This window comes from Pseudomonas sp. TH39(2020), assembly GCF_016650715.1.
Classification (GTDB): Bacteria; Pseudomonadota; Gammaproteobacteria; order Pseudomonadales; family Pseudomonadaceae; genus Aquipseudomonas; species Aquipseudomonas mandelii_C.
In genome coordinates this window covers 296,036-321,745 of sequence record NZ_JAEKFF010000002.1, presented here as the reverse complement: position 1 = coordinate 321,745, position 25,710 = coordinate 296,036, and the positions used below count along the sequence as shown (strand labels likewise).

17 protein-coding genes and 1 pseudogene are annotated in these 25,710 nt (G+C 55.9%); all 18 read left to right on the top strand.

Annotated features, from left to right (window positions below; all coding sequences use genetic code 11):
• Positions 1–10 precede the first annotated feature (10 nt).
• Positions 11–1,324: a hypothetical protein gene (locus tag JFU47_RS01460; protein ID WP_201180310.1), complete on the top strand. Its 1,314-nt coding sequence runs from the start codon at positions 11–13 to the stop codon at positions 1,322–1,324.
• Positions 1,321–1,656: a hypothetical protein gene (locus tag JFU47_RS01455; RefSeq protein WP_201180309.1), complete on the top strand. Its 336-nt coding sequence runs from the start codon at positions 1,321–1,323 to the stop codon at positions 1,654–1,656. The genes JFU47_RS01460 and JFU47_RS01455 overlap by 4 nt, the downstream gene beginning before the upstream one ends.
• Positions 1,649–1,879 carry a hypothetical protein gene (locus tag JFU47_RS01450; protein ID WP_096767012.1) on the top strand — a complete coding sequence of 77 codons (231 nt, stop codon included), beginning with the start codon at positions 1,649–1,651 and terminating at the stop codon, positions 1,877–1,879. The genes JFU47_RS01455 and JFU47_RS01450 overlap by 8 nt, the downstream gene beginning before the upstream one ends.
• Positions 1,876–4,644: an FtsK/SpoIIIE domain-containing protein gene (locus JFU47_RS01445; RefSeq protein ID WP_201180308.1), complete on the top strand. Its 2,769-nt coding sequence runs from the start codon at positions 1,876–1,878 to the stop codon at positions 4,642–4,644. Before JFU47_RS01450 ends, JFU47_RS01445 begins: the two co-directional genes overlap by 4 nt.
• Entirely contained in the window at positions 4,641–6,431 is a 1,791-nt protein-coding gene (locus JFU47_RS01440) for a Card1-like endonuclease domain-containing protein (RefSeq protein WP_242485032.1), read from the top strand. The genes JFU47_RS01445 and JFU47_RS01440 overlap by 4 nt, the downstream gene beginning before the upstream one ends.
• Positions 6,428–6,895: a VWA domain-containing protein gene (locus JFU47_RS01435; RefSeq protein ID WP_201180304.1), complete on the top strand. Its 468-nt coding sequence runs from the start codon at positions 6,428–6,430 to the stop codon at positions 6,893–6,895. Before JFU47_RS01440 ends, JFU47_RS01435 begins: the two co-directional genes overlap by 4 nt.
• Positions 6,892–7,611: a PP2C family serine/threonine-protein phosphatase gene (locus tag JFU47_RS01430; RefSeq protein WP_201180302.1), complete on the top strand. Its 720-nt coding sequence runs from the start codon at positions 6,892–6,894 to the stop codon at positions 7,609–7,611. The genes JFU47_RS01435 and JFU47_RS01430 overlap by 4 nt, the downstream gene beginning before the upstream one ends.
• A complete protein-coding gene (locus JFU47_RS01425) occupies positions 7,604–8,947 on the top strand; it encodes a protein kinase domain-containing protein (RefSeq protein ID WP_201180300.1) in 1,344 nt (447 codons plus the stop codon). The genes JFU47_RS01430 and JFU47_RS01425 overlap by 8 nt, the downstream gene beginning before the upstream one ends.
• The gene (locus tag JFU47_RS01420) at positions 8,944–12,390 is read left to right on the top strand and encodes a DEAD/DEAH box helicase (RefSeq protein WP_201180299.1); all 3,447 of its coding nucleotides are present in this window, start codon (positions 8,944–8,946) and stop codon (positions 12,388–12,390) included. The genes JFU47_RS01425 and JFU47_RS01420 overlap by 4 nt, the downstream gene beginning before the upstream one ends.
• Positions 12,384–14,345: a hypothetical protein gene (locus tag JFU47_RS01415; RefSeq protein WP_242485031.1), complete on the top strand. Its 1,962-nt coding sequence runs from the start codon at positions 12,384–12,386 to the stop codon at positions 14,343–14,345. Before JFU47_RS01420 ends, JFU47_RS01415 begins: the two co-directional genes overlap by 7 nt.
• A 3-nt stretch (positions 14,346–14,348) precedes the next feature.
• A complete protein-coding gene (locus tag JFU47_RS01410) occupies positions 14,349–17,093 on the top strand; it encodes a chromosome partitioning protein ParA (RefSeq protein WP_201180297.1) in 2,745 nt (914 codons plus the stop codon).
• Positions 17,083–20,454 carry a DNA-binding protein gene (locus JFU47_RS01405; protein ID WP_201180295.1) on the top strand — a complete coding sequence of 1,124 codons (3,372 nt, stop codon included), beginning with the start codon at positions 17,083–17,085 and terminating at the stop codon, positions 20,452–20,454. Before JFU47_RS01410 ends, JFU47_RS01405 begins: the two co-directional genes overlap by 11 nt.
• A 171-nt stretch (positions 20,455–20,625) precedes the next feature.
• A pseudogene (locus JFU47_RS01400) lies at positions 20,626–20,778 on the top strand (DUF4113 domain-containing protein); the annotation flags it as partial.
• A gap of 202 nt (positions 20,779–20,980) precedes the next feature.
• Complete coding sequence (locus JFU47_RS01395; RefSeq protein ID WP_201180292.1) at positions 20,981–22,939, top strand: patatin-like phospholipase family protein; 1,959 nt, start codon at positions 20,981–20,983, stop codon at positions 22,937–22,939.
• Positions 22,940–23,415: 476 nt separating this feature from the next.
• Complete coding sequence (locus tag JFU47_RS01390; RefSeq protein ID WP_201180291.1) at positions 23,416–23,664, top strand: hypothetical protein; 249 nt, start codon at positions 23,416–23,418, stop codon at positions 23,662–23,664.
• Positions 23,661–23,897, top strand: a complete 237-nt coding sequence (locus JFU47_RS01385; protein WP_201180290.1) for a hypothetical protein — start codon at positions 23,661–23,663, stop codon at positions 23,895–23,897. Before JFU47_RS01390 ends, JFU47_RS01385 begins: the two co-directional genes overlap by 4 nt.
• A gap of 196 nt (positions 23,898–24,093) precedes the next feature.
• The gene (locus tag JFU47_RS01380; protein ID WP_201180289.1) at positions 24,094–25,041 is read left to right on the top strand and encodes a toll/interleukin-1 receptor domain-containing protein; all 948 of its coding nucleotides are present in this window, start codon (positions 24,094–24,096) and stop codon (positions 25,039–25,041) included.
• A gap of 67 nt (positions 25,042–25,108) precedes the next feature.
• A complete protein-coding gene (locus tag JFU47_RS01375; RefSeq protein WP_140678206.1) occupies positions 25,109–25,696 on the top strand; it encodes a transcriptional regulator in 588 nt (195 codons plus the stop codon).
• Positions 25,697–25,710 lie beyond the last annotated feature (14 nt).

The following is a 25,710-nucleotide window of genomic DNA, read 5'->3' as shown; positions in this document are numbered from 1 at the left end:
AGGGGTCGCGATGGCACAAGTTTCAATCGGCAAAGTGGAGAATCTGGAAGACCTCGTGCGCGATTTGCAGTCAGTACGCGAGGCGCTGGAGTTCTCCTGCCACGCCCAAATTGCGGCGGTGGAACACCAGTGCGAAGACACTCGCAACGAGTCGCAGTGCAGCGAAAACCTGCTGGAAAGTGCTATCCAGCAGGAACAAGCGGCCCATCAGGCGCTTGAAAGCGCTCAGCAGGCCCTGGATAGCAGCCAATCGAGGATCGGTTCTGCCGAGTCCTCGCTGTCGGCCTGTCTTGCTCAGCCGGATGCCAACGACGACGGGGCAGGCCCGGACTGCTCGTGGGAGTACGCTTGCGTTGACGAAGCGCAAGCGGATACAGACCAGGCCCAGAGCATGCTGGAGTTGGCACAGGCCGATTTCGAACGGGCCACAGAGAACCGTCAGGCCATGGAGCGACGGGTAGATCTGACAAAGCAGGCTCTGGCGATGGCGAGCCAGGCGTTGGCTCAGGCGTTGCTGGAATGCAATGCACGACTCCTGTCCGTGACGCAGGCCATCGATATCGGCATCGCTCGTTTGGCGGCTGCGCAACAGGCACTGGATGCCTATCTCGCGACGAATCCCAGCGCTGCTGACTTCCATGCCTGGCTGAAATGGGACCCGACGCAACACGGTGGCCCTATCACGCCGGATGTACTGCGAGACCGGATGAACCTGTCGGCAGAGCACCGACACTTGCTGCAGGAATATCTCTACCAGCGTAATCCTGATTACCGCAGGCTGATTGACAAGTATCGCGGCCAGTGGGTCACCGCCAATGGCGACGTAGAGCGCAACATCGTCGCACGTCGGGCACGGATACACCTGTGTGGCGAGTTCGGCGAGCAAATCGTTCGACACGCACTTGCTCCACTGGGAGGACGGATCGAAACGCAAGGCCGGACGTTCGTTGGCGACAACGGGCGATACACCAAAACCGACCTGCTGATAACGGACTTGCGAGTGCCGGTGATTCTGGGGCGTGGCGAGGGTATGGGCGCGCCGGTGGGCGGTTCGATGGCATTCGAAGTGAAATGCGGCAAGGCGCAGTACCTGTATGCGCAGAAGGACCACATGGTTTTTCAAGCCGAGGGCCACAAGCAGGCGGATGCGCAATGCACGCTTTGCTCGCGAGACGTCCAGGACCTCTCACCGCAGAAGCAGAAAGAGCTTCGCGACGCCTTGCGGCAGGCCGGTTCGCCGATGGTGGGAATGCTGCCGAGGAAAAACGACATAGATCAGTCCTGCCTGGATTTCATTCGCCAAAGCGAGGAGGAACGGCCATGAAAGTACGATTTGCCATTGTTGACCCCGACATCCTCACGCCGGTCCGGGATGCCGTTGACCTGCTTAGACATGCGGTCAACAACGGCCACATGGATGACATTGACGCGGCCACGGCGCAACTCCTGGCATTGACAGCCGATTGCCAATCGATCGACTTGTCCGAAGAGGATTGGCGAGCGTTCCTGAATGGGATCTGGAAAGGCAATCCCCGGATCAAATCCAGTTATCTATTGCCGGGCGCGGTATGTGTATCGCTGTTTCCGACAATCGCCGCTGATGCGGCGGTTCTGGAGTTGCCCATGGATGATGAGATGGGAGACGCAAATGTTTGACGATGTCATGGGGCTGATGAAGGTTTGCACTGGCAGGTTCACCGAAGGAGCTACGGATGCATTTGCCAGCTCTATTGTCGCCGAGGTGCTGACCCCGATACTCAAGGATATCGATTCACTGCGCAGTTTCAGCGAGGGCTACCAACGGCAGGTGCTGATCATCGATGGCATCCTGGAAGAAGCGCAAATTCTCCAGGCGAGATCAGAGGGACCAGAGACATGAACGGTTCCCTGAACACCCCCGACCACACCATGACCAGGATCACCGAAGCCCTCGCTGATTACCGCGAAGGACTGGCGCGCATCAATCGCGAATTCGATGCCGCCGCGCGGACGAAAGATCGAGCTATCCTCGATCTGCAAAAAGACATGGCGAAACACCGGCCCCCCTTGGATGAAGACACGGTGTACCGCCTCATGGCCGAAAGAAAGTATGAGGACGCCAGCCGGGATCAGCGCAAATCGAGTTGGCGATCAACGCTCACCCGCAAATGGGAAAGCATTGCGGCCGAAGCCGTACACTTGAATGTACGACTTCGCCGACACCAGCCCGCGCTGATGGATTTAGCGCCGACTGCTTCGTTGGCAGCGACAGAAATACCCACGAACATTTCTTTCGGCGCGTATCGAGTAGGATTCGAGGACCTTGCCTGCTTTGTCCCTCACGTCCTTCCCTTCCCGTTCCCCCATGCCCTCGCCCTGTCGGAAGACAACCCGGCACACAAAAAGTGGGCACATCAGCTGCTCTTGCGATTGCTCTCGGCTTTGCCACCAGGACAACTGGAGTTAACACTCGTCGACCCGCTGCGCCTCGGGCAATCGCTCGAGCCGTTTTTGTCTCTGCTCAAAGTCGAACAATTGGTACCGGAACAACGAGTGCTCACGCGCTCGGACGAAATCGAGGCCGCGCTTGGCAAATTGCAGGATGAAGTCGAGCAACTGATTCAACATCGCTTCAATGACCTGTCGTCCAACTGGTCGGAACATAACGCAAACAACGCCGACAACCCCCTTCCTTACAAGGTGCTGGTGTTGTTCAACGTGCCGGAACAGCTCTCGGACAAGAGCCTGTGGTTCCTCCAGCGGATTTGCGAGAACGGTCCGCGTTGCGGGGTCTTGCCCATCATCGCGATTGACGGCGCACGCCTTCAAGACCCGCGCTACGAGAAATTTCGGGCGACGATAAACGCTTCTACCACGGCATTCGACACACTGTTCAACGCCGGGAACAGCGAGCATTGCGGACTTTCATTGACGTACCAGCCCGAGCAATGGCCTCGGCAAGACTCGCTGGGCAGCTATTTCTCTGCGCTCGCCGATCTGTATGCCGCGAAAGCGCGGTTAAGCAAATCGATGCCTGATCTCTGGACGGATTTTGCCAAAGGTGCGACGACCTGCGGCGGCTTCGACATCCCCATCGGCTGGACCAGCGCCGGAGGTCCCACGCCTCTGATCCTCGGTGCAACAACCTCCGAGCACCATGCACTGCTCGCCGGTAAAACCGGGTCCGGAAAATCCAACCTGCTGCATGTGCTGATCCACACGCTATGTGAAAGATACTCACCGGCAGAAGTTGATCTTTACCTGCTGGATTACAAGGAATCAACAGAGTTCAACATCTACGCGGACCCGCCGCTTCCCCATGCCCGGCTGGTCGCTACGGAGAGCGATCCCGAATACGGAGTGACGGTGCTCCAACACCTCGTGGGCGAACTGGAAAAGCGGGCATCCATGTTCAAGACTGTAAAAGTCCGCGACTTCGTCGAATATCGCGAAGCCACCAAGGCTCCGTTGCCGCGAATTCTTCTGGTCATAGACGAATTTCAGGTTCTCTTTGCAGGTAATCGCCCGGTCGCGGAGGCAGCAGAGCACCGGCTCTCGCAATTGTTGAAGCAGGGTCGCTCATTCGGCATTCATATTCTTCTCGCGACGCAGACCCTTAAAGGCATCAATGCCCTGTCGCTGGGAAGCATCATTACCCAACTGGGCTGTCGCATAGCACTGGCCTGTGGCCAGGAAGACTCCGCAATGATCCTCGGTGCGAACAACTGGGCGGCAACCGAGTTGCGTAGCCCACCAGAGGGAATCATCAATAATGCCAACGGTGCCAAGTCCGGCAATTTGAAGTTTTCGATTCCACTGGCAGAAAGCAGCTTCTGCCGAACACACATCAGAAGGCTGGCGGATTACGCGACAGCGCGGGGCATGTCGGGCAAAACGAAAGTGTTCAGTGGCTCCCACATGCCCGAGCCGCCAGTCGCGATCGACTATCAGTCGGCCTGCGCAAAACAAGAGGTGCTGCTTCTGGGGGAGCGGCTGACATTTGATGCCGACAAACTGACGGTCCCACTTGTCCACCGCTCGGCATTCAATGTGCTGTTCAGTGGCTACAACGACCCTATCCATGACGGCTTGCTCACCACCACCCTTTCCAGCCTGGCTGCGCTCGACAGTTTCGATGAGGTCATCTATTTCAACGGCCGTGGCGTCACTTCCGACGGCGGTTTCCTCGATGCCTCGCGGGCACTCGGCACACGCTTGAGAGTGTTCGACAACGTCGCTGAGTTACCGCTGCAAGCAATAGCGGACGGTATCGGCACTCGCCGTGTCGCGTTGATCATCGATGGCCTTGATTCCGAGAAACAACTGTATCCATCCGCCTCGTACAAACCGGCGAAAGCAGGCGAACCGCCCTCTCCTGGCGATCTCCTCAAGCGCATTGCCGAAGATGGACCGCGCAAAGGCGTGTTCGTTTTCGCCTTCGTGGAGCGATGGCAACGCTGCGCTGCCCTTTGTAAGGATCTCTTCGCCTTTTTTGAGCTGCGCGTAGCGTATTGCATGAACGAAGACGACGCCGGATCACTGCTGGCCAGTGGAGGCATTGGCAAGTTCAAAGGTATCGAAAAATCCAATCGCGCCGTTCTGATGAACAGAATGACCAATGAGACTTCATGGTTCCGGCCCTACGTTCAGAAGAGTTCCCTATGAAGAAATCCCTGCTTACCTGGTATGGCCTCACGGATTTCCGCGCCTCACTGGGGTTCGAAAACACCATCGGTCCGATCGCCGGAGCCCTCGAGGCGGAGGACTACTGTGAAGTCGTTATCCTTTGCTATACACGGACGGATGACGAAACCGACAAGCACGCCGGGAGTCAGGGCGACCTGGCAGAAAATCTGGCGTTGATCCACGACTCGAACCAACAACATGAATACAGCGTCACCAGCGAGTTTGTGTCGACTTTTGCCAACACTCCTGCGGCACATGAACACTATGCCCGCTGGCTGAAAGATAAGCTGCAGGCTCTCGGCAAGCGTACAGACATCTCCCTCAAGAGCGAGAAGTTGCGCGAACTCAACGATAGCGAAGGCATCTACGCTTGCGCCATGCGTGCCTTGGATTCTGTTGCGAAGACAGCCGGAGACAAACTGGTCACCCTCTATTTGAGCCCGGGCACACCGGTGATGGCCTTCATCTGGGCCTTGACGGCACTCGCACATCCAACCCTTAAAAAGCGCCTGATCGTTTCGCCTGTCATTGGCAAACCACCCGAAGCCATCAGCTTGCCTGCGGAGTGGCTTGAACGGCATGGTGTCAGCCAGAGTGCGGCACGCAACGCCCATGACGGTTTCGATGTGACTTTTCACCTTTTTGGCGAGCAACGCATGCCCTCTTTACTCGGCATCCGCCAGTTTGCATCGAGCCGGCATGTTTTCGTCAACTCGAAGGACTTTCCGGCGGCCTGCATGCGGGCATTCATTCACGACGCAAACTTTGACGAACTGGCCGTCGATCCCTGGGATGCCCACGACGTCCAGGAAAAAATCATCGGTCATGCGAGGACTTTGCCGGCAGGCGCGCGCATCGGCGTCAACCTGACGGGCGGAACGAAACTGATGTTCGCCGGGGCGCTCTCCGCAGCCCGTGCGCTGGGGGGCATCCCGTTCTACTTTGACAGTCGCAACCAGCGCGTGACGTATGTCGACAGCCTTCGCCGCGAAACCATCAGACCGATTGACTCGGTCGAAACGTTTTTGCTGCTCAATGCCGACGGACTGAAACTGTCCTCCGTTGCGCCGTTACAGGAGCTATCGTCAGACCGCCGCCGCCTGACCGAAATGCTCTGGAAGCACCGTCGCAAGCTCTCAAAAGACTACAAAAAATTGTGCAGCTTCAGCAGCCAACACGAAAAAGAGCAGCAAAGAAATGCGCCGCTCACGCCCTTCGTTATCGAAAGCAGTGGATTCGTTTTCAGCTTTGCCAAAGGCAACGTCGCCTCCGTCGTGGGCAACGGACTGGATCTGCGTTTCAACGACTGGGCCGACTTTGCGAAATACCTGTCGGGCGGTTGGTTCGAGGAATACGTCTATCTGCGCTGCAAACCGTACGAAGACCGCGGGATCATCAAGGACCTGCGCATCAATCTGACGCTGCAACTGAATCGGGCAAGTGCCAATTCATTCAATGGCAACGTTCCACATAATGAACTCGATGTCACGTTCACAGACGGTCGTTCGCTCTACATAGTGGAATGCAAGGCGGGCTACGTAAGCCAGGAACAAGTGATGAAATTGCAGAACCTGGTTCGCTACTACGGTGGCGTCGAGGGGCGTGGAATCATTGCCTGCTGTTTTGCTCCCCAGTCGGAGTCGGTGCGCAAAAAGATCGACGATGCACGTTTGACGCCCTGGTGCGGAGACACCTTTTCAGCGCAACTCGACGCGCTGATGACCGCGATCGCGCAACGTACCAAATCGATAAGAGCGTCTGTATGACGCTCTTTGTGGTGTGTGACATCTCCGGCAGCATGGCTGATCTGGCCAAGCCATTCATCATGCGAACAACCGTCATGACGATTGCGCAGTGGGTACGTTTGGGTTATGGCCGCACACCAATCAGATTGTGTGCCTGGGCCGGCGAAGCGTACTTCCCCGATTGGTCCGAGAATCAGGAGTATCCGGCGCAACTGCTTGCTTGCCGTGGAACGTCTAGCGTTGCAGCCCTGATTCAGTTGCTCGGAACGCAACCTGAAGGGAAAATCCTGCTGCTTTCCGATGGGTTCTGGTCTCACGCCGATACGAAACTACTGAAGCAATGGTCCGCGAGCCTGCCGCCGGACACGCTACGCATTATCAAAACAGGCGCAGATGCGAATCCACGATTCAAAGGCCCCGATGTGTTTGTGACTGATGAGTTCTTCGCCGCGCTCGACGGCTGGCTGGAAGACTGTTCAGCATGATGCTCTGGAAAAGTTTTGGTGCAAGCGTTCGAGGCCCGGCACATATAGCCTCGCGGACTCCCAACCAGGATGCCTGGGCATCGTTCCATCATAACTGGGGGGATGGCATCGTTGTTTGCGACGGGCTCGGCTCCAAGCCGTTGTCCAATGTTGGCAGCGCGGCTGCCTGTGTTGCAGTGGAACGCGCGGCACACGCCTGCCGTGGACAAAGCGAAATAACCCCTCGATTCCTGTCGCAATGTATCCAGTCCAACTGGTTATCACTTATTGCGCCGCTTGAACCCCGCGATTGTGCAGCCACCTGCCTGTTCGCATTCCGGCTTGGAAATGGCGTCATCCACTTGGGAATGCTGGGCGATGGCTTGCTCGCCGCCGTCAGGTTCGATGGCTCGATGTTGGCGCTTAGCGAGGACAAGTCACAGAGCTTTTCAAACATCACGGCCGCACTGTCATCGAGCGACTCCGGGAGGGACTGGCAGATTACATCGCTGCCAGAACAAGACTGCCTGGGCATCTTGCTCTGCACCGACGGTGTCGCAGACGACCTGGACGATGTCGACGGCTTCGTTACCGGCGTAATGGAGGCACATCGTTCTCTCGCCACGATGACTGCCAACCAGCGTTTGCAAGAGATGCTCGAAAACTGGCCAACACCAAAGCACAGCGACGACAAGACTATCGCCTGCCTCTGCTGTGAGGAGATCAGCCATGGATAAGCCCGCACGAACCGCTCGCACAAAACCACTCTGCGATGACTACGGCAATCAGCATTACCTCACTGAAGAACTTGCCAGAGGTGGCCAGGGCGTCGTGTACCGTACGCGAGATGCTGATCTGGCGATCAAGCAACCACTCGACACCTCGGGTGAGCCGGACACAAAAGCCGACCTGCGCCGTCGCTTCCAGAACATCCGTCTGTTGCCAATTCCGTCGCGCATTCCTGTTTCTCTGCCTCTGGCCATTCTGCGAGATGAGCCTGGCTATGTAATGCGGCTATTGAACGGCATGAAACCCTTCAATTTTTTCGATCTCGACGGCGATGCGAAAAAAGCGCTCGAATCTCAGAACCCTGCACTTCCTCGGTGGCTGGCAGCCGTTCCTGATCGGGAGTTGGCATTGCGTCTGTGGCATTACGCCAACACAGGCTCAACCCGGCGCCGCCTGTTTGCGTTGGCAGAATGTGCATCGATCCTCGCCCGTTTGCACAGCGCGGGATTGGTGTACGGCGACATCTCCGCGGACAATGCGTTCATTGCCGAGCACGCAAGCGATGTCTGGCTTATTGATGCCGACAATATGCGTCTGGAAATGCCTGGTGAAGGCACTTCCGTCTATACGCCGGGTTATGGTGCTCCGGAAGTTGTTCGGGCAACCGATGCTTCGCGCCCGCGATCGGACTGCTGGGCGTTTGCCGTGATGGCATTCAAGACACTCGCACTCTGCCATCCATTCATCGGCAAGAAAGTGCTGGAGCCCGAGGATGAAGACAGCGGTTGGGACGCCGAGCCGACGACAGACGAGCGCCCTGCCGATCTGCAGGACCAGGCCTATGCCGGGTATTTCCCTTTTATCGATGACGAGGACGACGATTCGAACGAGGGTGATACCGGTTTGCCCCGCGAACTGGTCGCGACGGCTGGGCTGCGGCGGCTTTTCCACGAAACCTTCGGCGCCGGGAGAAATCAGCCGCATCGCCGTCCGACGATTGCGTTCTGGGCGCTGGAATTGAAGAAAGCCTTCGACCTTTCGCTGCAATGCCATGCCTGCGCCATGAGTTACTTTGCCGATGACCATACGCAATGTCCTTTTTGCCGTGCCCCCCGACCGCCCTTTGCCCGCGCCATAACGCCACGTGGGGAAATCGTGATCCCGGCCGACGCAAAAGAGTTTTCCTTGCCGCACCGTTTGTTTCACCCATTTTCATTCGAGCATAACAACGCGCAAGCGTACGAGGCCGTTCTCGACTTCGACGACAAGACTGCACACCCCGTGCGAGGGACGAAAACCTTTCCCGACACCCTGGTTTTCAAATTCGCAGGAGCAGAGAAATGAAGTTCGACGACATTCCGGCCGAGATCCTTACGATCCGCGTCAAGCAGCCTGACAACGCGGTGGAAGGCTTGCAGGGTCGCGCAGTCCTTTCGATTGAGACCAGTGCGGCGCGTCCCGACGATTTCGATCTGCGTCTCAAAGACTCACTCCTCTGCGTGCGGACCGTCGCGGCCATCGACACCCGTCGCCTCAATGCGGAACTCGCCAGCGGACGCGCAATGCTGGCGCGATTGGTCAATCCTGCCGCCGATGGCAGCATGGAGTTGCAAATCGCATTCTTCTCAGGTGGGTGCCTGGAGATGGGTGAAGTCGACATCGGGGTGGACGAATATGTGGAAACCAAGATCAACGAAATCACCGGGCGCAAGGGTCAAACCAAAGGTGAACGTCTTTACAGACTGCTTGATGAGCATTGCTGCTTCCGACAAGACGGCAGCTCATTCTTTTTCTTGATCGCTGGCCCCGCAATTGATGAAGCGTTGAAGCCGGAACCTGCCGTGAACAAGACGAGCAGCGACAGTGACGCTCACTTGGAGCAAGACCCGGAAACCGCAGATGAGGACGATATCGCGATTGGCCACGCAGCCCTCAGCCAGGACAAACAGCCGACCCGCAGCAATTCCTTCTGTGTTACTGGCGATGGCATTCGCTTTGTTGCGACACAAACCTCGCTGCCGGAGGGTAAATCGATATTCTTGACCACGCGCATGACCAAGTCCCGAGGCAGGACGGATCGCGCACTGCGCCTGGTCAAAGGCACGCTGCGCTTTACTGATTGGTCACAGACAGGTCAGATCAGCGCTTTCGCCAAGGCGCAGTTAACCGAACTGACGCAGGACGATGTCAGCTATCTGAAAAAATGGGACGAATTCGGCGATCTCGAAGGCGAATTGCTGCTCAAGCGAGCACGGACAGTCGGCGCCTTGCAGTTCTCCGACATGGCCGAGAAACGCGACGGAACGGTCTCTGTTCGCATTTCCCAAGCCAGCGAGACTGCTTTGAAAGCCTTGGAGCAGGGCCTTGTGCCCGAAGTCAAATTGATCGAACAACTCCCGGATTACCTGGAAGACGCATCACTGCGCTTCAAGGATTTCGCGAGCGGAATAGAGCGAGCCGTAGAAAAAGAAAAGCTTCTTCAGCAAGAAGAGCGGAAAAAAACAAACACCCATTTCAAGGTGATCGCTTTCGACAAGGAATCGAAAATACTGACGCTCAAGACTGAAACCTTGCCAGCGCCGTCGGGCCGTTTCATCCTCTCGCTGGCGGGAGAAATCACCCAGATCAAGCGACGGTTATCCGCCCGGCACTCGATCAGTGAGGGCCGCGCAGCCAACCCGCAACTCGGGTTGCTGGTAGAGGAAAAAGGGAAAATCGCACCAGCCCGCAAGCCACCGTCAATCGCACCGCTGACGGCATTTGTTCGCCGCAAGGTGTTCAAGGAAGACCCCACCCCGAAACAACTGGAGGCAATCAGTTGCGCATTGGAAACACCCGACATTGCGCTGATTCAAGGGCCACCCGGGACCGGCAAGACCACCGTCATCGCCGCGATCCTCGAACGGCTGAACGAGATGGCCGACAAACGCGGCGCGAGTATAAAAGGCCAAGTGCTGCTGACCGGTTTTCAGCATGACGCGGTCGAAAACATGATCGAGCGAATGTCGCTTAATGGTCTTCCCGTTCCCAAGTTCGGCACGCGCTCCAATACACCGCTGGAAGAATTAAGCATCTTCGAAAAGAGGATGGACGAATGGTGCGCAAAGCTTGCAACTGAACTGCGCGAGCGAAATCCGCAAATTGCCGAAATCGAGCAGGAAACGGAAATCAAGCTTCTGTGCCTACACTATATCCAGACGCCTACGCGTGCATTGGGTGCAGACCTTGCCGAAAAAATTGCTTCGCTAGGCATTCGGGTTCTCGGCGAAAACGGTGCACGTCAAGCCGTGAATCTCCTGAACAGGATGCGCCAGGAAGAACAGCTGAATGACAGTTCCGGTCAATGGCTGGATGTCGTGCGCCGTATTCGCTGCCGTTTCGAGAGTTTCGCAGACGATGGACCGGATCGAGCCGCTGACGCATTGGACGACTTGCGCGACATGCTTGATCAGGCGGATCACGATTTACTGGACAACGCCAGCCTGTGGCGCAGCGAAGATGGACCGCCGCCATTTCTCGAGGCGCTGGCAAACCTGAAGAAAACACTGCTCGTCCGCTTCACCACTCCTCCCGTCTTTCGCGTAGAAAAGCGCAATGACGCCGTCGTTGCGCTGGCAGAGTTGGCCATCAAACGTATCAAGTCCGTGGGACATACTGCCAGGGACAAGCGGTCTGCCGCGTTGGCCGAATTCCTCGCTGAACTCGACAGCAACCCTTACAGCATGCTGGAGGCAGTGTCCGATTACAGTTTCGCGTTCGCGGCCACCTGCCAGCAGAGCGTGAGTGGGAACATGCAAAAACAGAAAGGCATCAGGGGCGATGATGAAAACGACAACCAACAGAGACTGGAATACGAGTATGTGATCGTCGACGAGGCCGCACGAGTCTCGCCGCGCGACCTCATGGTGCCGATGGCACAGGGCAAGCGCATCATTCTCGTCGGCGACCACCGCCAATTGCCCCACATCATCGACGAAGAAGTGGCCGGTCAGATGGAAACCGGCGAAACGGGACCGTCAGAATCCGAATGGCTCAAGAAGTCGATGTTCCAGTACCTGTTCTCAGAACGCCTGAAGACACTGGAGGACAACGACAAGATCCCGCGGCGGGTCACGCTCGACAAACAATATCGCATGCACCCGACCCTCGGCGATTTCATCAGCCGTAACTTCTATGAGCATTTCGATCCATCCGAGAAATTCAAATCCGGGCGGCCTGCCAGCGATTTCGTCCATGCCCTTCCAGACACCGACGGCAAACCCGCGGTCTGGCTGGAGGTGCCCGCGGAAAAAGGGAAGCATCTGCGCCGCGACACCAGTTGGATACGTCCGGCCGAAGCCACTGTCATCTCACGCCAGTTAAGGGCGTGGATGGATTGCGACGCTGGCAAGGATCTGTCGTTCGGGGTGATCTCGTTCTATAAGGCGCAGTCCGAACTCATCAGGGAGCAACTCGGTGCGTTTGCGGAAAACGAGAAGAGGCTCCGTATCGGCACGGTGGACTCGTTCCAGGGCATGGAATTCGATGTCGTGTTTCTGTCGACCGTGAGGACCTTGCCACAAGATTGGAAAACCTCTCTAGAGAGTCAAGAGAAGCAGGCACGGTCCCTGTTCGGTCACCTCTGCCTCTATAACCGCCTCAATGTCTCGATGAGCCGCCAGAAAAAACTGCTGGTGGTGGTCGGCGACTCAGGTCTGCTGCACGGAAAACTGGCCGCCGAGCATATCCCGGGACTGGTGGATTTCCATCGTCTCTGCCAGGAACAGGGAGTCATTCTGCAATGTTGAAACTCCTGGACTACGGCACACCAAAGCCGTTCGGTGCTGCCATTGGCGGGCAACGCGATCTGATGTGGCCAGTGAACACTTATCGCGTGACCCTGCCAAAACCCGTTGCAGATGGCGAGCGCCTCAACGCCTTCGAACAACTCATTCTCAAGCTCCTCGCGGTATCCGGTGCGATGGACGCTCAGGCACTGGCGGAGGAAACCCGCATTCCACTCGACCTGATCGAAAGCATCCTTCTGCGCTTGCAGGACAAGGCACTGATTGATCCATTCAACGTTATTGTCGAAAAGGAAGATGTCGGTGCGAACGACGATGAGCAAGTGCCGGTTTTTGCCACCGCGCTGGTGTTTCGCGAACTCGTCACCGGACAGATGCTGCCATTCATGCACTGGTTGGACGACAACAATCCATTGCAGAAACAGGAAGAGAACAAGCGCTATAGGCGCATCCCACTGAATGACGCCCACACGCATAGCCCTCCCACTCAGCGCGATATCATCAGCTTAGTACGCGTGATACAGAGAAGATCCGCGGCTTCGGGACGGGAGGAAAATATTCCGCCGATTCAGAAGATCATGATCATCGATAAAGCAGAACGGCATTTCCTCCACTGTCCGATTGCAATCCAGAAAAGCGATGGTGAATTCCGTATCGCCGACCCGTTCGGCAATGGTTTCTCATTGATCCTTGAACGGGCATTCGAACATCTGCTTGAACAAGATGAAGCGCAGGCCAACTGGTTGAAAAACTGGAAAGCCTCACTGAGCAACCCGAAGGCGCACAACCAGGACGAAAAGCCGAAGGAGGCATTCGAGACCGAAGACAATTGGCTGCGCTTTCCAAAACTTCTTCACAGTCTGCGCCTGCGGCCCAATGCCCCCTTTCACTCTATCGCTCAGATCTACTCGGCCCTGGAATGGGCCCTGTTTTACGCATGCATCAAGTCTCCCTATGAAAGTGAGTTGGAAGGGCTCAAGTTCACAGAGCCTAAAGAGCATTGCGCCTTGCTCGCGCAGGCCGCGACCAAGATCGGCCTGACTGCGCCGCGATCGGGCTTCAGACCCATAAGAGAAGGCAAACTCATCGATTTTCAGAATGGCAAGGCGGAACTGGAGACCCTCCTCGCCATCGCCATCCTGCAAGCAGAAGACGATGAGTCCAATCCCTTGCGGCGCCTCGCGAAACAGCAACCAGAGCTCATAAACCAGCTTCTTCACATCAAAAAGCAGCGCGATGAAAAGGGCCACGGCAAAGGCAAGGCTGACGCCCCGGAGATGGAACTGTCGGACGCAACGTTGATGCGTGAAATCATCGAGACACTGCTTGTGCAGATCAAGTTTTCACAGACTCTCGCGTCCACCTCTCCTTCCGACACAGACAGCGATTTTCGCGCAGACTCGTTGCTGGATGCCCGCGCCAGCCTGCAGAGCGAGTTCGGCTACAAGACATTCAACCGCTTCGGGGCCAACCTGCAAGACCGGCTCGTTCATGTCGAGCGCGCCTTTCTGTCTTTCAAGGACGGGGACGATGCACTCGCATTCGTTCGCGATCTCTACGCAGCTTTGCAGTCCGTCTTCGAGGTGTCGCTGATCTATTGGTTACCCCCTGAGGCCGACGATGCGCAGCTTATCGCGGTCGCCGGAACCAGAGCTGTCAATGCCGGCCTCTGCAGCAAACTGCCTGAAGGTCTGCGCACGGTCAGGCCTGCAGCGGTGCGGCAAACCTTGCAGGGTGTCGGACAGTCGCTGGGGGCCTGCGTGATCGCCCTTCTGCTGATGGCTGATGAGGACGTATTGAAGTCAATTGCCAGTACTGCCCCGTCTTTCGTGGACGATATGACAGCTGTGATTACCAAGCGGGGCCACGGCAATGAACCGCTGCCAATGCTAAAAGAGCAAGTCGCGCAACTTCGCAAAGCATCTTACAAAATAATCAAGACACTGATAGAGGTATAGGGAATGGAGCACTCTGGCAAATTGGAAGATGCCGCGAAGCAGGATGCCGCTGAGCTAATCCGAGAAACCGAAATAGCTGCCCGTGAACAGGCGCTTGCCAAGCGTCAACAATCCTTTGATGAAGAGAAACAGCGCACGATTGCCAAAGTGAATCAGAAGGTGGCCGAGCTCAATCAGCTCGAGCAAAAACTCAAGGCCGATGAACAAAAACGCGAGGCCGGATTTGCCAACGAACGCGCTGCGCTGGCAACTGAATTGCGCGACAAGCGCACCGAGCTGGCAGTTGAATTGAGCGATAAACGTACCGGACTGGAAGTCGAACTGCGCGACAAACGTGCCGCGCTCGAAGATGAATTGCACGATAAACGTGCCGAACTGCAAGTTGAGCTGCACAATAAACGTGTCGGGCTGGAAGTTGAACTGCGCAATAAACGTACCGGCCTGAGCGATGAGTTACGCACTCTGCGTGCCGACGCCGAACGAAAGATTGCCGAAAACCGTGAACAGCAAATTTCCTCCCTCGAAGAAGAGATCGCCAAGCTGAGGGCCAAACGCCTGTCCGAAGTTTGCGATGCCGAAAACGTTGAGCGCGACCGTATCCGCACCGACATCGCCAAAGAACGCGATGCCTGGGCGAAGCATCACGAAGACGCCCGCGCATTGCTGGACAAGGAATATTCGGAGCTTGCGAAACAGAAAGCCGCGCTGTCTGCAATGCAAGGCGACATCCACGGCCGAAAAATGGAGCTGGAAATTTCCGAGCGGAATCTGGAGCGCAGAGAGCAGCGGCAGGAGCAACAATGGAGCAGACGGAACGACTTACTCGCTGAGGAACTTGCTGCGAATCTGGAAGAAGCACACAAATCACTGAACAAGCACAAACAATCCTATGTCGAGGATAACCAGCGCCTGCGGGACAGCCTCGCTACACAAACCGACCTACTGGGCGTATTTGAGCAGTTGAAACGTCAGCTTGGCGGTAACGACCCGGCCGAGGTCCTTCGCGAGTTGAACAGCCAGTCCGATGAACTCAAGCGTCTGCGGGAAGATCTCGCCACAAGGCCCACCGAAGAAATGCGTCTGAGGACCCAGGCGCTCGAATCGGAGTACAAAACTCAGAAGGCCCGAGCAGACGAACTGTCCCGACAACTCGAGAGCAACAGCGCCGATGTTGCGGAGGTCGGCGAGTTGCGCCGCAAAAACGCCGAGTTCCATGCGCAAAACGTGTCCCTGTCGCATAGGGCTTCTATCTTCGAAGGTTCGGCAAACGAAGCGCAAGCCGAACTCAACCGCCTTCGCGCTGCTTACGAACGCCCTGCGGAAGTCGAGGCGCGTCACAAGGAAATCGAGATTCCGCATATCGCTGCAGAAAAAGTCGTGCAGCCTGCGCAGCGCGAAATCAATGAAATGAAATGGCTCACGGACATTGGCAACGCATGCACCGCCTACGGGTTGAATTTCAATCCGCGCATCCTGAAAGCCTTCCATACAGCGCTGAAAACGTCCGAATGGTCTCCGGTTACCGTACTCTCAGGCGTTTCCGGCACCGGTAAATCCGAACTGCCGCGCCTCTACTCGCACTTTGGCGGCATTTACTTCGAGCCGCTGTCGGTCCAGCCAAACTGGGATTCGCAGGAGTCGATGCTTGGCTTCTTCAATTCGATTGACAACAAGTTCGACGCCCAGCCGGTTCTGCATTTGCTCGTGCAAAGCCAGAAGCAATGGAGTGAAGAATATCCGGGGTTGTCTGACTCCGTCTGCCTGGTACTGCTTGATGAAATGAACCTTGCTCACCCTGAACTCTACTTTGCCGAGTTCTTGAGCAAGCTTGAACTGCGGCGTGGCAAGAAAGGCAAGGATGTACCGTTTCTGCCGGTAAAAATCGGCGCGGGAATGGAGCCTTACAAACTTCCGCTAGGCCGTAACGTCCTGTGGGCGGGAACAATGAATCAGGATGAAACCACCAAATCACTTTCTGACAAGGTGATTGACCGCTCGATTATCATCAACTTCCCGCGTCCGACCGAGCTTAGACGTCGCCTGAAACTCAAGCCTCTTAATGAGAGTAATCGTGGCAACACGCTACACAGAAAGACTTGGGATGACTGGCTGACCAGAGAAAGCATCTTCTCGGAAGAACAAATCAACCCCTTCATGCAGTTCATCGAGAAACTGAATGAGGCGTTGTCTGTGTCCGGCCGGGCGCTTGGCCACCGGGTCTGGCAGTCCATCGAATATTACATGGCCAACTACCCGGACGTCCGGGCGGCTCAAGACGCTAAGGACGAAACCCTGCTGGCCGAGGCCATGCACACCGCCTTCGAAGATCAACTTGTGCAGAAGGTCATGCCCAAGCTTCGCGGGATAGACACTCGCGGCAAGAGCCAGACTGACTGCCTCGATAAAATCCGCAACCAGCTCAATACGGGGGTTTTTATCGGTAAACCATTCAATCTTCGCGAAGACTTCGACCTCGCCTGCGAACTGGGCTACGGCCAGTTCATCTGGCAATCGGCAAACTATCTGAATACGCCAGTCTCGCAATCGCCGACAGAGGACAACAAACGAGTCGCGAGTTCGACCACGGCCGCTGAAGAAACCCCTCCAACCTTGTACATGAAAGACGAGGTCGATCAGAACAAGCGCCACAAGATGTGGAACGGGAGGTCTGCTGAAAAACGCGATGAGTTGCGCAGACAACTGGAGGAAAGCGTAAAGGCCGGGAGAATCGTCGGCAATGATATCTGACCTTTCATCACCGGCGGACATCTCGCTGTCCGGGCTTTACGCCGATAACCGAGGCACGCAAAAGGACAGCGACGTCATCCGCACTTTGCTCGATCAGTCAGACTGGTTTTGCCATGCCGTCGAATTCGACCCGAGAAGCGGACAAGCGCTGCCTCAATCGCTGTCATCGGTGCTGGCAAGAATGTCCGGGTATTCGCCGCCTTCTGCAGGACGTCCGGTTCGCGACCGCCTCTGGCGCATCGTTGAACACAGCCGCCACTCGGTTGAGCGCCTTTTCCGTGGGCTTAACGAAGCGCCTCGTCGCGAACAGGCGCTGCTGCCGGTTCATGCCGTACGCGAACTCGATGCCAACAGTTTCATCAAGCTCAGCAACCGCCCAGGGCGCAATATCCGAGAAAAACTGGCAGGTAACCCTTACCTGCAGGGCGTTCGTCGGTTTCAATCGATCAACTTGCCAGAAAACCGCCTGCTAAAAGCCTTTGTCGAGCACCTCGCGCAGCTACTGGAGTTGCGCCGGGATATTCTCGGACACGAAGATGAGCTGCTCTTGCAAATCCTGACCTGGCTACGTTCCGGCGAGGCCCGCGACATCGGTCGCTGGGAGAACCTGCCGCCGAACAACACGCTCCTTTCGCACCGCGACTACCGCCGTGTATGGGATGCCTGGCGCTTGCTGCAGTCGTTGGAGGATGACCTCTCTGCCGATCATTCGAGGCTGCCGGAACGTATCCGGACCAAACGCTTGTGGAACACCTATGCCCAGATGTGGCGGGACGGTAGTCACCGCTTCGCGGACATGCCGGTATTTTTCGATTACGACCGCTTCGAAATTCGACCGTGGTTATCAAAAGTCGTCGCTCAGCGAGTACCGGAGATAATCAACCGCAACGTCAGTGTTGAAGATATCCGTACCCCGGTTTGCGTCGATTTCGCCACCCTGCGTCCTCGTTATGCCACGGGCACAACCGTCAGATTTCTGCCCGACGCGTTTCTCTGGCAAAAATGGCGCGATGCGAATACCGCGGTGGCACTCGACCTTTTCACGTCCGATGCAATTTATGCTCATGCGCAGGCGACTACCCTGTCTTCGGCGGATCTTTTTTTCTCCAGAACCGATCCCGAGCAACTGGACCCTGCCGCCCGCGCATTTGCCTCAAGACTACACAGCGTGTTCAGGCACGAGACGCTGATCTGGCTGGTTCCCGACGCCCTCAACGATTTCGAGCTTGACGTTACCCGCCGCAATGTCAACGCCCGGTTCCAGAATGCGATCCCCCTGCCCCGCAGCATCGCCGCGGCCTTTCTGCGAGCTGATTACTCGAAAGTCAGAAATGACTCCGCGATCGTGGTTATCGATAGTGTCGGCGGAAAAACTTGCGTCACCAAATTGATTGCCAGGTTCGACCCGGAGCTCAAGAAAGTCTTGCCCGAAACGAACGGGTTTTATTGGGAGCGCCATCCTCCAGTCATCATCTCGAACGCGTCGCCAGAGATGCATGAAGAAAAAAAATACGAGATCCCCACACTCGACGATCAAGGGCAATGGCGTGAAGCACCTCGCGCAACAAAGCCCACCGTCGTCGACGCCGCGGCCCTGAGAAACGACCCGCGCATCGGGCAATTCGCTTTCGCGATCAACTTGACGAACAGTCCGGTGACGGGAGGCATACGTCTTCATTCGCTGCAACAACGTGCAGGGGGTATCGCACTGTGGCGCGACCAGATTCCCGAACTCTCGATCAAGGCCGTCAGGGACGGACTCCATCGGCGCTTCCACCTTGTTTCCCGTGGTACGACCGTCAAACCGCTGCGTGGCAGGCCGGTCGCTGTTGAGGTTGGTGAAGATTTCACGCTCCCCGCTGGAAGAACTTTTTATCAGTTTCCTTTGTTTCTGGGCGACAGTACCGAAGACCTCGGATATTCGGCCCGTTTGGAATCGCCGGCGTTTCCACTCAACAAAGACGTTGTATGCAAACTCCACCTGACCTTTGAATATGGTGCGGACGATCCTTACAAACTGATTTTCGTACCACAAAATGGATCGTTCCATCCGGTAACCGCTACATGGTGCCGCACTGCAGAAGTCATCATTACCGACGCCCCTGCCCCGCAATACCCTGCCCCGATGACATGGGCGGATCTGCACCACGTGCCAAGGGATGGCGGCGATGAAACCGCTGATCTGCTTGACTGGATACCAAACGCGATTGCACAGCTGGATCAGGATATCTATATACGCCCCCGGGAAAGGACAACCGGTGTCATCAGTACGACATGGCGCCAGGACAAGAACGAAGGGCATTTCACCTTTGCCAACACTGACCTTTCTGCAAAAAAAGTCTTCATTCATCAAAAAAGCTTCATTGATGGAATAAACCACGCGGACTTTCTTGAAGGCAGCAGGATTTCATTTGAAGTCATCGAGCGCGCTGGCAAGTACTCCGGCCGAAATATTGCGGGTGAACATCATCAGGAAATAGAGCGCCTCAAGGATTTCGATGAAGCGTCAATCAGTATGCCGCTCAACAGAATACGCAAAGCCCTTTATTACCCGGTGATCCAAACCTGGCGCGATGGACGTTCGATTGACGATGCAGACTGCCCCAAGGCTTTTGCCGACGCTGCCCGCACCAACATCGACTACCTCGCGTCCCTGTTGCATGAAAGTCAGCTTCCGGAACAGGTAAAAGACGAAATCCGTTTTTTGATGTGCTGTATGCACAGCGATGCTCCCGATGAATGCGTTCAGTGGATAACCGAACAGGTCAGCAAGGACAGGATTGACAACCCGCGAGCAGTCGGCTTTGCACTCGGTAGTGTTGTCGAACCGTGGCAGCAATCCATATTGTCCGGGTTTATGGAACGTCCGACGGAGAGCGCCCTTCGCGTGTTTGCTTACGCTATCTGGCGAGACAGGCACTTTGTTGAACAATTTGATGTGGAGCAAATGACGGCAATTCTTGATTCGCTGAACACTGTCCTAAGTCAAATCAAGCCGTGCCCGCCCAGAAAGAAGATTAATGACAAAAGGACGACCCTCAACTGGCTCCAATTAACCACCGAACCGCTTGAGCTTTTGCTGGGCCTGCTTCGAGCACGTAACTCCCCGGACGCTCAGATCAGGATGCTCCTTCAGCCCCATCAGAAAGTCACCAAGGAGTTGGCCAATCGTGTCGAACGGGTGACGGAGTTCGTTGCGCAGTCGAATGGTTGCCTTTATTCCCGTATACAGATCAACATCGAGAAGCCCCACGGCGACCATACCCCTGACTTGCTTTTCGCCCTGCGGCTGTATCTGACTGGCGACGATGGCGCAAACGCGATCCATATCACCAGCGTTTCCGATAAAAATGACGAATGAGCAACAGAAACCCGATATCAGATTTCATAAACTCTTGGGAGTCCGGCCAGACCAATCTGCGTGTACAAGGTCGTGTGTAATTCGTGTTCATTTTCGGTGAGGCGCCGATCGCGATCACTCTTGCCGCGCGAATGAGCTTGCATGGTGTACAGAGACTCCGGGGCGATTCAGTCGGTGCTGGATGAGATCAATGGGCGTTGGGGGAAAGGGAAGCTGCGGTCGGATAGTGTGCCGGATAATCCTGTTTGGGGGATGCGGCGGGAGATGATGAGTCAAAGTTATACAACGCGGTTGGATCAGTTGTGGAGTGTCTCGTGCGAGTAATACTCGCTTTCGAGTATTTCATCCAAGGTTCTCCGCAAAATGAGTCCAACCACGACGACTGGATCCAATATGCAGACTCCCATATCCAATGCGGGTCTCAACCTCTGCCTTTTACAGCTAAAACCAAAAAGCCATCACGCCCTCAAACCCCGCCTACACTGAGTATCCCCTAATTGGTTACCTTCATTACGTAGGTGCTTAAATGACATGGAACAATCCGGTCACCGGTGTCATCGCCTTTTCAACTCTCCTAGCAGGATGCATATCGAGCCCAAACTTTCCCGAAACCCCCGACCCGCGAATGGAAAGACGCTCCCCCCTGGCGAGCGCAGACGCTGATTCGATTAAAAAAGATTACGCACAAGAAAGAATCCGGCGCGGCGCACCTCGTATTGGTCTGGCGTTATCCGGTGGAGGAACCCGTGCCGGAATGTTCGCATTCGGCGTGCTGAATGGGTTGAACGATACAAAATTGCTGGATCAAGTAGACGTCATTTCGTCGGTTTCTGGCGGTGGCTATGCTGCTTATTGGCTGTTTGCCCGGCGCTTGGACGCGGATCAAGATAATTTCAAGTACCAGGAAGCCTTTGAAGATTGTCGACCAGATTGGTGGGTTAAATACGATAAGGAAGACAAGGAGGTAAACCTCAGGCTACTCAGACAGAACGAGAACAACCTGCTCGGCCTCAAGGAGCTTCCAGGCTGTAATCTGAAGTGGTCAGGTCAACAATGGACCGGTGCAACAGACGACTATCGTTGGCAGGCCCAACTCGCCCGCTACCCGGACGTGTTTCGAAGAAGCCCGGTCGTTTTTAACGGCGAAAATGGGAGTGGCCCTAGCGCCGGGGCATTTCCCGTCGCACTGGCAACGGTTTTGGAGGTTTTGCGCTTCCCCTTTGTTCCAGACAGCTACTTGGGGCGCAAATACGAGGAAGGTATCTCGCGTACCTGGGGCCTCACACCGGAGCCTCGACTTCATAGCGCTGGCGAGAAGGTTGAATTTGCCAACGCCGATACCGATCTCTTCGGCGGTCCTTATGTAAAGCCTGGAGTTCATACATGGGAAAAGTTGCGGCAATTGGATCATAAGCTGCTCCAGTCACAGGATAACGAGCAGCCTGGTAATGCTCGGCCATTGCCCCTCTGGATCATCAACACCACCGTTCTCCCCAAGCAAAATCAACCCGATGAACGCTCGATTTTTGAACTGACACCATTCAGCTACGGCTCAGAAGCATCAGGTTACCTCTCAACAGCCGACTACCCGGACATGCTGCCTGAACTTCCCGGATCCGTGAGAGCCTCTGCTGCGGCGGGTGACTTCCAGGGCTTTGGCACCAGTCACTGGCGTAAGGTGCAATGGGTCAGTACGGTATTGCCTGCCGCCCGATGGGGCGTCAACGTTAAAGACCATCCCTTCGGTGAGGGCGTAGGCACCATTCGCCTTAGCGACGGCGGTGGCTCCGACAACCTGGGGTTGATCAGCCTCGTTAGGCGAGGCATTCCCGATATCATTCTGGTAGATGCTGAAGCGGACATTGAAGGCCGTTTCGAGGGGCTGTGCTGGGATCGGGAGATTCTCAACAAGGCCGGCTATGACTTAACATTTCCGATGCTTGAGGACTTTTCAAAGTTGTGCGCTCAACGTATCGCTGAACGGGAAGGAAACATCCCTGCCGATCAGCGCGCGTACAATGTCAGCGCCTGGAACAATCCAGTCCTCCAAGGCAGCATCGTAGCGCTAAAAGGCAACGGCAAAGATAAGCTCTTGCCGGCGATGAACGTCTGGTTGATCAAGCTGGCGTGGAATCAGGAAAAGGTTCATTCAGCACTGAACGCGGAGCAGTGTGAAACACACACGCATCCTGTTTCCTGCATGTTGACGGTGTATCACGCTCATCAAACGTACACAGACACCGAGTTGGAGCAATATCAGTTGTTCCCGCACTTATCAACCATGGGGGCGACCTGGAACGCGAGTACGCCTTTACTGTGGGCATGGCGAGAACTTGGCCGGTCAGCAGCTTCGCAGCTTCAGATAACAGGCACGAATGGCGAACTAAAAGTAAGCCTGAAATCCTCTGACCCGAGCCCCCAGAAATTGCTGTTCAGAGCCCCGGATCACCAAGCAGTTTCGATCGCACCTTCTAAAAAACACTAGTCAAACCACCGGGGCGGGCCCCCCTGTCACACTGCGTTACACGGCGTCCGCATCGGTACTGTCGCCAGGATTTTCCCAGCGACATTGGCCGAAAAAGCACCCCATTGACGAGACCGCCAGGCTAACGTGATTGATGAACGATCAGCACCAGTTTTACTCTGCCCGCGCTCATTGCAGACATCCTGTCTGCCAGGCGTTCAACGGTGCTACAGCACCCTGAAGTCCAGCAGCGCTGGCGTTGCAGTCGTTACCTGCCACAGTGTTTTTTTTTCAACAGAGCGTTATGGCTTGGTATCTGAAGGCCTTTGACGACCCCGGCATGGGGATCATACGTGTTGCCGACCGCGCAAACGGTCGCGCCAACTGAGAGGAAGGCCCCAGCCGCAAGATATGGCGCCTTCCTTTTTGTACACCTACCCAGGGAAAATTCGAATTCCCTCCGGGGAGCGGCGTTCTCTTTTATAAGGAGAACAGCCATGCACCATTCCTCCCCCAGTCAACGTCGCAGCAGCATCTGCCGCGAGGAAGAACGCGTCTGGGTCAGTTTTTATCAACGCGTCGGCCGCGATCCATCACTGGCAGCCGAGTTGCTGGCGTTGATGAAAGCAGACGCCGTCATGCACCGAGAACTTTTGGCGTTATATCTGTGTTGTCGAGAATCGATCCGCTGCCACGAGGCGCGTCGATGGCGTGATCAGCAATTGGCGAATATCTTGCCCCGGTGAGAACCGTAGAGGTGCTGGGGCAGCGATACAGCCTGGCCGAACATCAGCGCACCGGCGTGCTGCGGCACTTGATTGAAGTGGCTGAGCTGTCGGCATATGGCTTGGTGAATGCGGTGACGCATTTCAGTCAAGAACTGGATGACTATGATCGGGCAACGGAGTTTGAGGTATTGGGCGGGAAGTTGATGGCGTTGCCGGCTGGACCTTGGAAAGGTTTGGCTGAAGCGGCGTGACAGAAGGGACAACGGGTCGGTGTGGCATACGCCGGCCCTGTTCATCCTTCCAGTCACCACCTTGATCCGGTAAGCGCATGCGCGCCCAGTGCAGCCTTGTGCGAATATTTCTCTTGAGTTGCCACAGGGCACATGGTCTATTTCGGCACTACAGTGTGGACGCGCACGTTCAACCATGGGAAGGTCAGGAGCGACAATGGCAAAGGTCTTTTTTTCGTATTCGCATGATGACGAGCAATACCGTGATCAGCTGGAAAAACACTTGGCGTCATTGCGGCACGAAGGGCTTATCGAGTCATGGCATGACCGGCGCATACAGGCCGGACAGCACCTCGGAAATGAAATTGATCTACAAATCAACGCAGCCGATGTGATCCTGCTGCTCGTCAGCTCCAGCTTTCTCGATTCCCGCTATTGCTATTCCATCGAAATGACACGGGCCCTGGAGCGAAATGCCACAGGAGAAGCCCGGATCATCCCAGTGATCGTCCGGCCCTGTGATTGGCATTCGACTCCGCTGGGCAATCTGCTCGCTGCGCCCAAGGATGGCAAAGCCATCACGACATGGCCGAATTACGACGAGGCCTACACCGATGTCGCTCGGCAGATCCGTGCTGTGGTGACACGCATTTCACCGGCAGTGACCTCGCCTGTCCCACTTGCCGTACCAGGTGTGCCCTGTTTCTCAGCGTCAGTAGTTGCACCCCCTCGCTCCAGCAACCTCGCCCTTAAAAAGACGTTCAGTGAATTGGATGCTGATAGGTACTTGCAGGAATCGTTTGACTTCATCTCACGTTTTTTCGAGGGTTCACTGCTGGAACTGGAAGCACGCAATGACGGGATCAGCTGTCAATTTCGCCGCATCGACGGCAATACCTTCACCGGCGCGATCTATTGTCAGGGCAATAAAGCCAGCGAATGTTCAGTAACACTTGGCGGGATGGGCGGACGAAGTATTGAATTCTCCAGCAGTGCGTCTGCTCGTGGTGGCTTTAACGAGATGCTTTCGGTGGATCATGATGATCAGTCACTATTCCTCAAGTCACTGGGTATGGCCATGCATGTTTCACGCTCACAAAAACTGACCCAGGAAGGTGGTGCAGAACTGTTTTGGTCAATCCTCATCGGACCGTTGCAGCGATGAGATGCCCACGTGTCGATGACTCCACGCTTCGCCAACCTGCTCGCGCCGGACAAGCCGAGCCTCGCGCATGAGTTTGAGCCCTAAAAGCTTCAAGGAAGCCCTGGCCCAATTCCGCGGCGAAGGGCTTTCCGAATTCCGCCAGCGTCAAAAACTCAACGACCAAGCGGTCTGTGAAGCCAAGCAACTGGTCGGACTTCCACCGTCGCAGTGGCCATCGCTGAGTTTCAATTGGGACACCTCTGCCCCCTCTCAACGCCACTCACTGGATGCAACGCCGGCCGAGTCATTCCATGAGCTTTACCCCAAGGGGTTTGCACTCGGGTGGGTCACTTTGTCGGACCTTGACGAGAAGCTCGGCCATTTCAGCCGGCGAGACACCTTAGAGGAACTCTGGGGCAGCGGTTTCAAGGACAAACTGTCTTCCATGATCGCCTATTTGTCCCATGGTGGTCCGGTGTCTCCACCGCTGGTAAAACCGTTAAAAACCGGTGAGGTGATCTTTCAAGGCGGAAATAACCGCTACGCAGTCGCCAAAGCTGTTGGGATCCTTGAGCTGCCGATTTATGTAGAACCCCAACATAAGGCAGCCATTTCCCTCATCCTGCCGATACGCTGGTGTTCAACAGAAACGCCCGAAGAAATCACCTCGAATTAAGCATCATTTTCTTG

What these genes read in the sequence shown, in the direction of transcription:
- JFU47_RS01380 (WP_201180289.1), top strand. Translation starts at nt 24,094, where the DNA reads ATGGCAAAGGTCTTTTTTTCGTATTCGCATGATGACGAGCAATACCGT.
- JFU47_RS01395 (WP_201180292.1), top strand. Translation starts at nt 20,981, where the DNA reads ATGACATGGAACAATCCGGTCACCGGTGTCATCGCCTTTTCAACTCTC.
- JFU47_RS01430 (WP_201180302.1), top strand. Translation starts at nt 6,892, where the DNA reads ATGATGCTCTGGAAAAGTTTTGGTGCAAGCGTTCGAGGCCCGGCACAT.
- JFU47_RS01410 (WP_201180297.1), top strand. Translation starts at nt 14,349, where the DNA reads ATGGAGCACTCTGGCAAATTGGAAGATGCCGCGAAGCAGGATGCCGCT.
- JFU47_RS01375 (WP_140678206.1), top strand. Translation starts at nt 25,109, where the DNA reads ATGAGTTTGAGCCCTAAAAGCTTCAAGGAAGCCCTGGCCCAATTCCGC.
- JFU47_RS01425 (WP_201180300.1), top strand. Translation starts at nt 7,604, where the DNA reads ATGGATAAGCCCGCACGAACCGCTCGCACAAAACCACTCTGCGATGAC.
- JFU47_RS01415 (WP_242485031.1), top strand. Translation starts at nt 12,384, where the DNA reads ATGTTGAAACTCCTGGACTACGGCACACCAAAGCCGTTCGGTGCTGCC.
- JFU47_RS01390 (WP_201180291.1), top strand. Translation starts at nt 23,416, where the DNA reads ATGCACCATTCCTCCCCCAGTCAACGTCGCAGCAGCATCTGCCGCGAG.
- JFU47_RS01450 (WP_096767012.1), top strand. Translation starts at nt 1,649, where the DNA reads ATGTTTGACGATGTCATGGGGCTGATGAAGGTTTGCACTGGCAGGTTC.
- JFU47_RS01445 (WP_201180308.1), top strand. Translation starts at nt 1,876, where the DNA reads ATGAACGGTTCCCTGAACACCCCCGACCACACCATGACCAGGATCACC.
- JFU47_RS01420 (WP_201180299.1), top strand. Translation starts at nt 8,944, where the DNA reads ATGAAGTTCGACGACATTCCGGCCGAGATCCTTACGATCCGCGTCAAG.
- JFU47_RS01455 (WP_201180309.1), top strand. Translation starts at nt 1,321, where the DNA reads ATGAAAGTACGATTTGCCATTGTTGACCCCGACATCCTCACGCCGGTC.
- JFU47_RS01440 (WP_242485032.1), top strand. Translation starts at nt 4,641, where the DNA reads ATGAAGAAATCCCTGCTTACCTGGTATGGCCTCACGGATTTCCGCGCC.
- JFU47_RS01460 (WP_201180310.1), top strand. Translation starts at nt 11, where the DNA reads ATGGCACAAGTTTCAATCGGCAAAGTGGAGAATCTGGAAGACCTCGTG.
- JFU47_RS01435 (WP_201180304.1), top strand. Translation starts at nt 6,428, where the DNA reads ATGACGCTCTTTGTGGTGTGTGACATCTCCGGCAGCATGGCTGATCTG.
- JFU47_RS01405 (WP_201180295.1), top strand. Translation starts at nt 17,083, where the DNA reads ATGATATCTGACCTTTCATCACCGGCGGACATCTCGCTGTCCGGGCTT.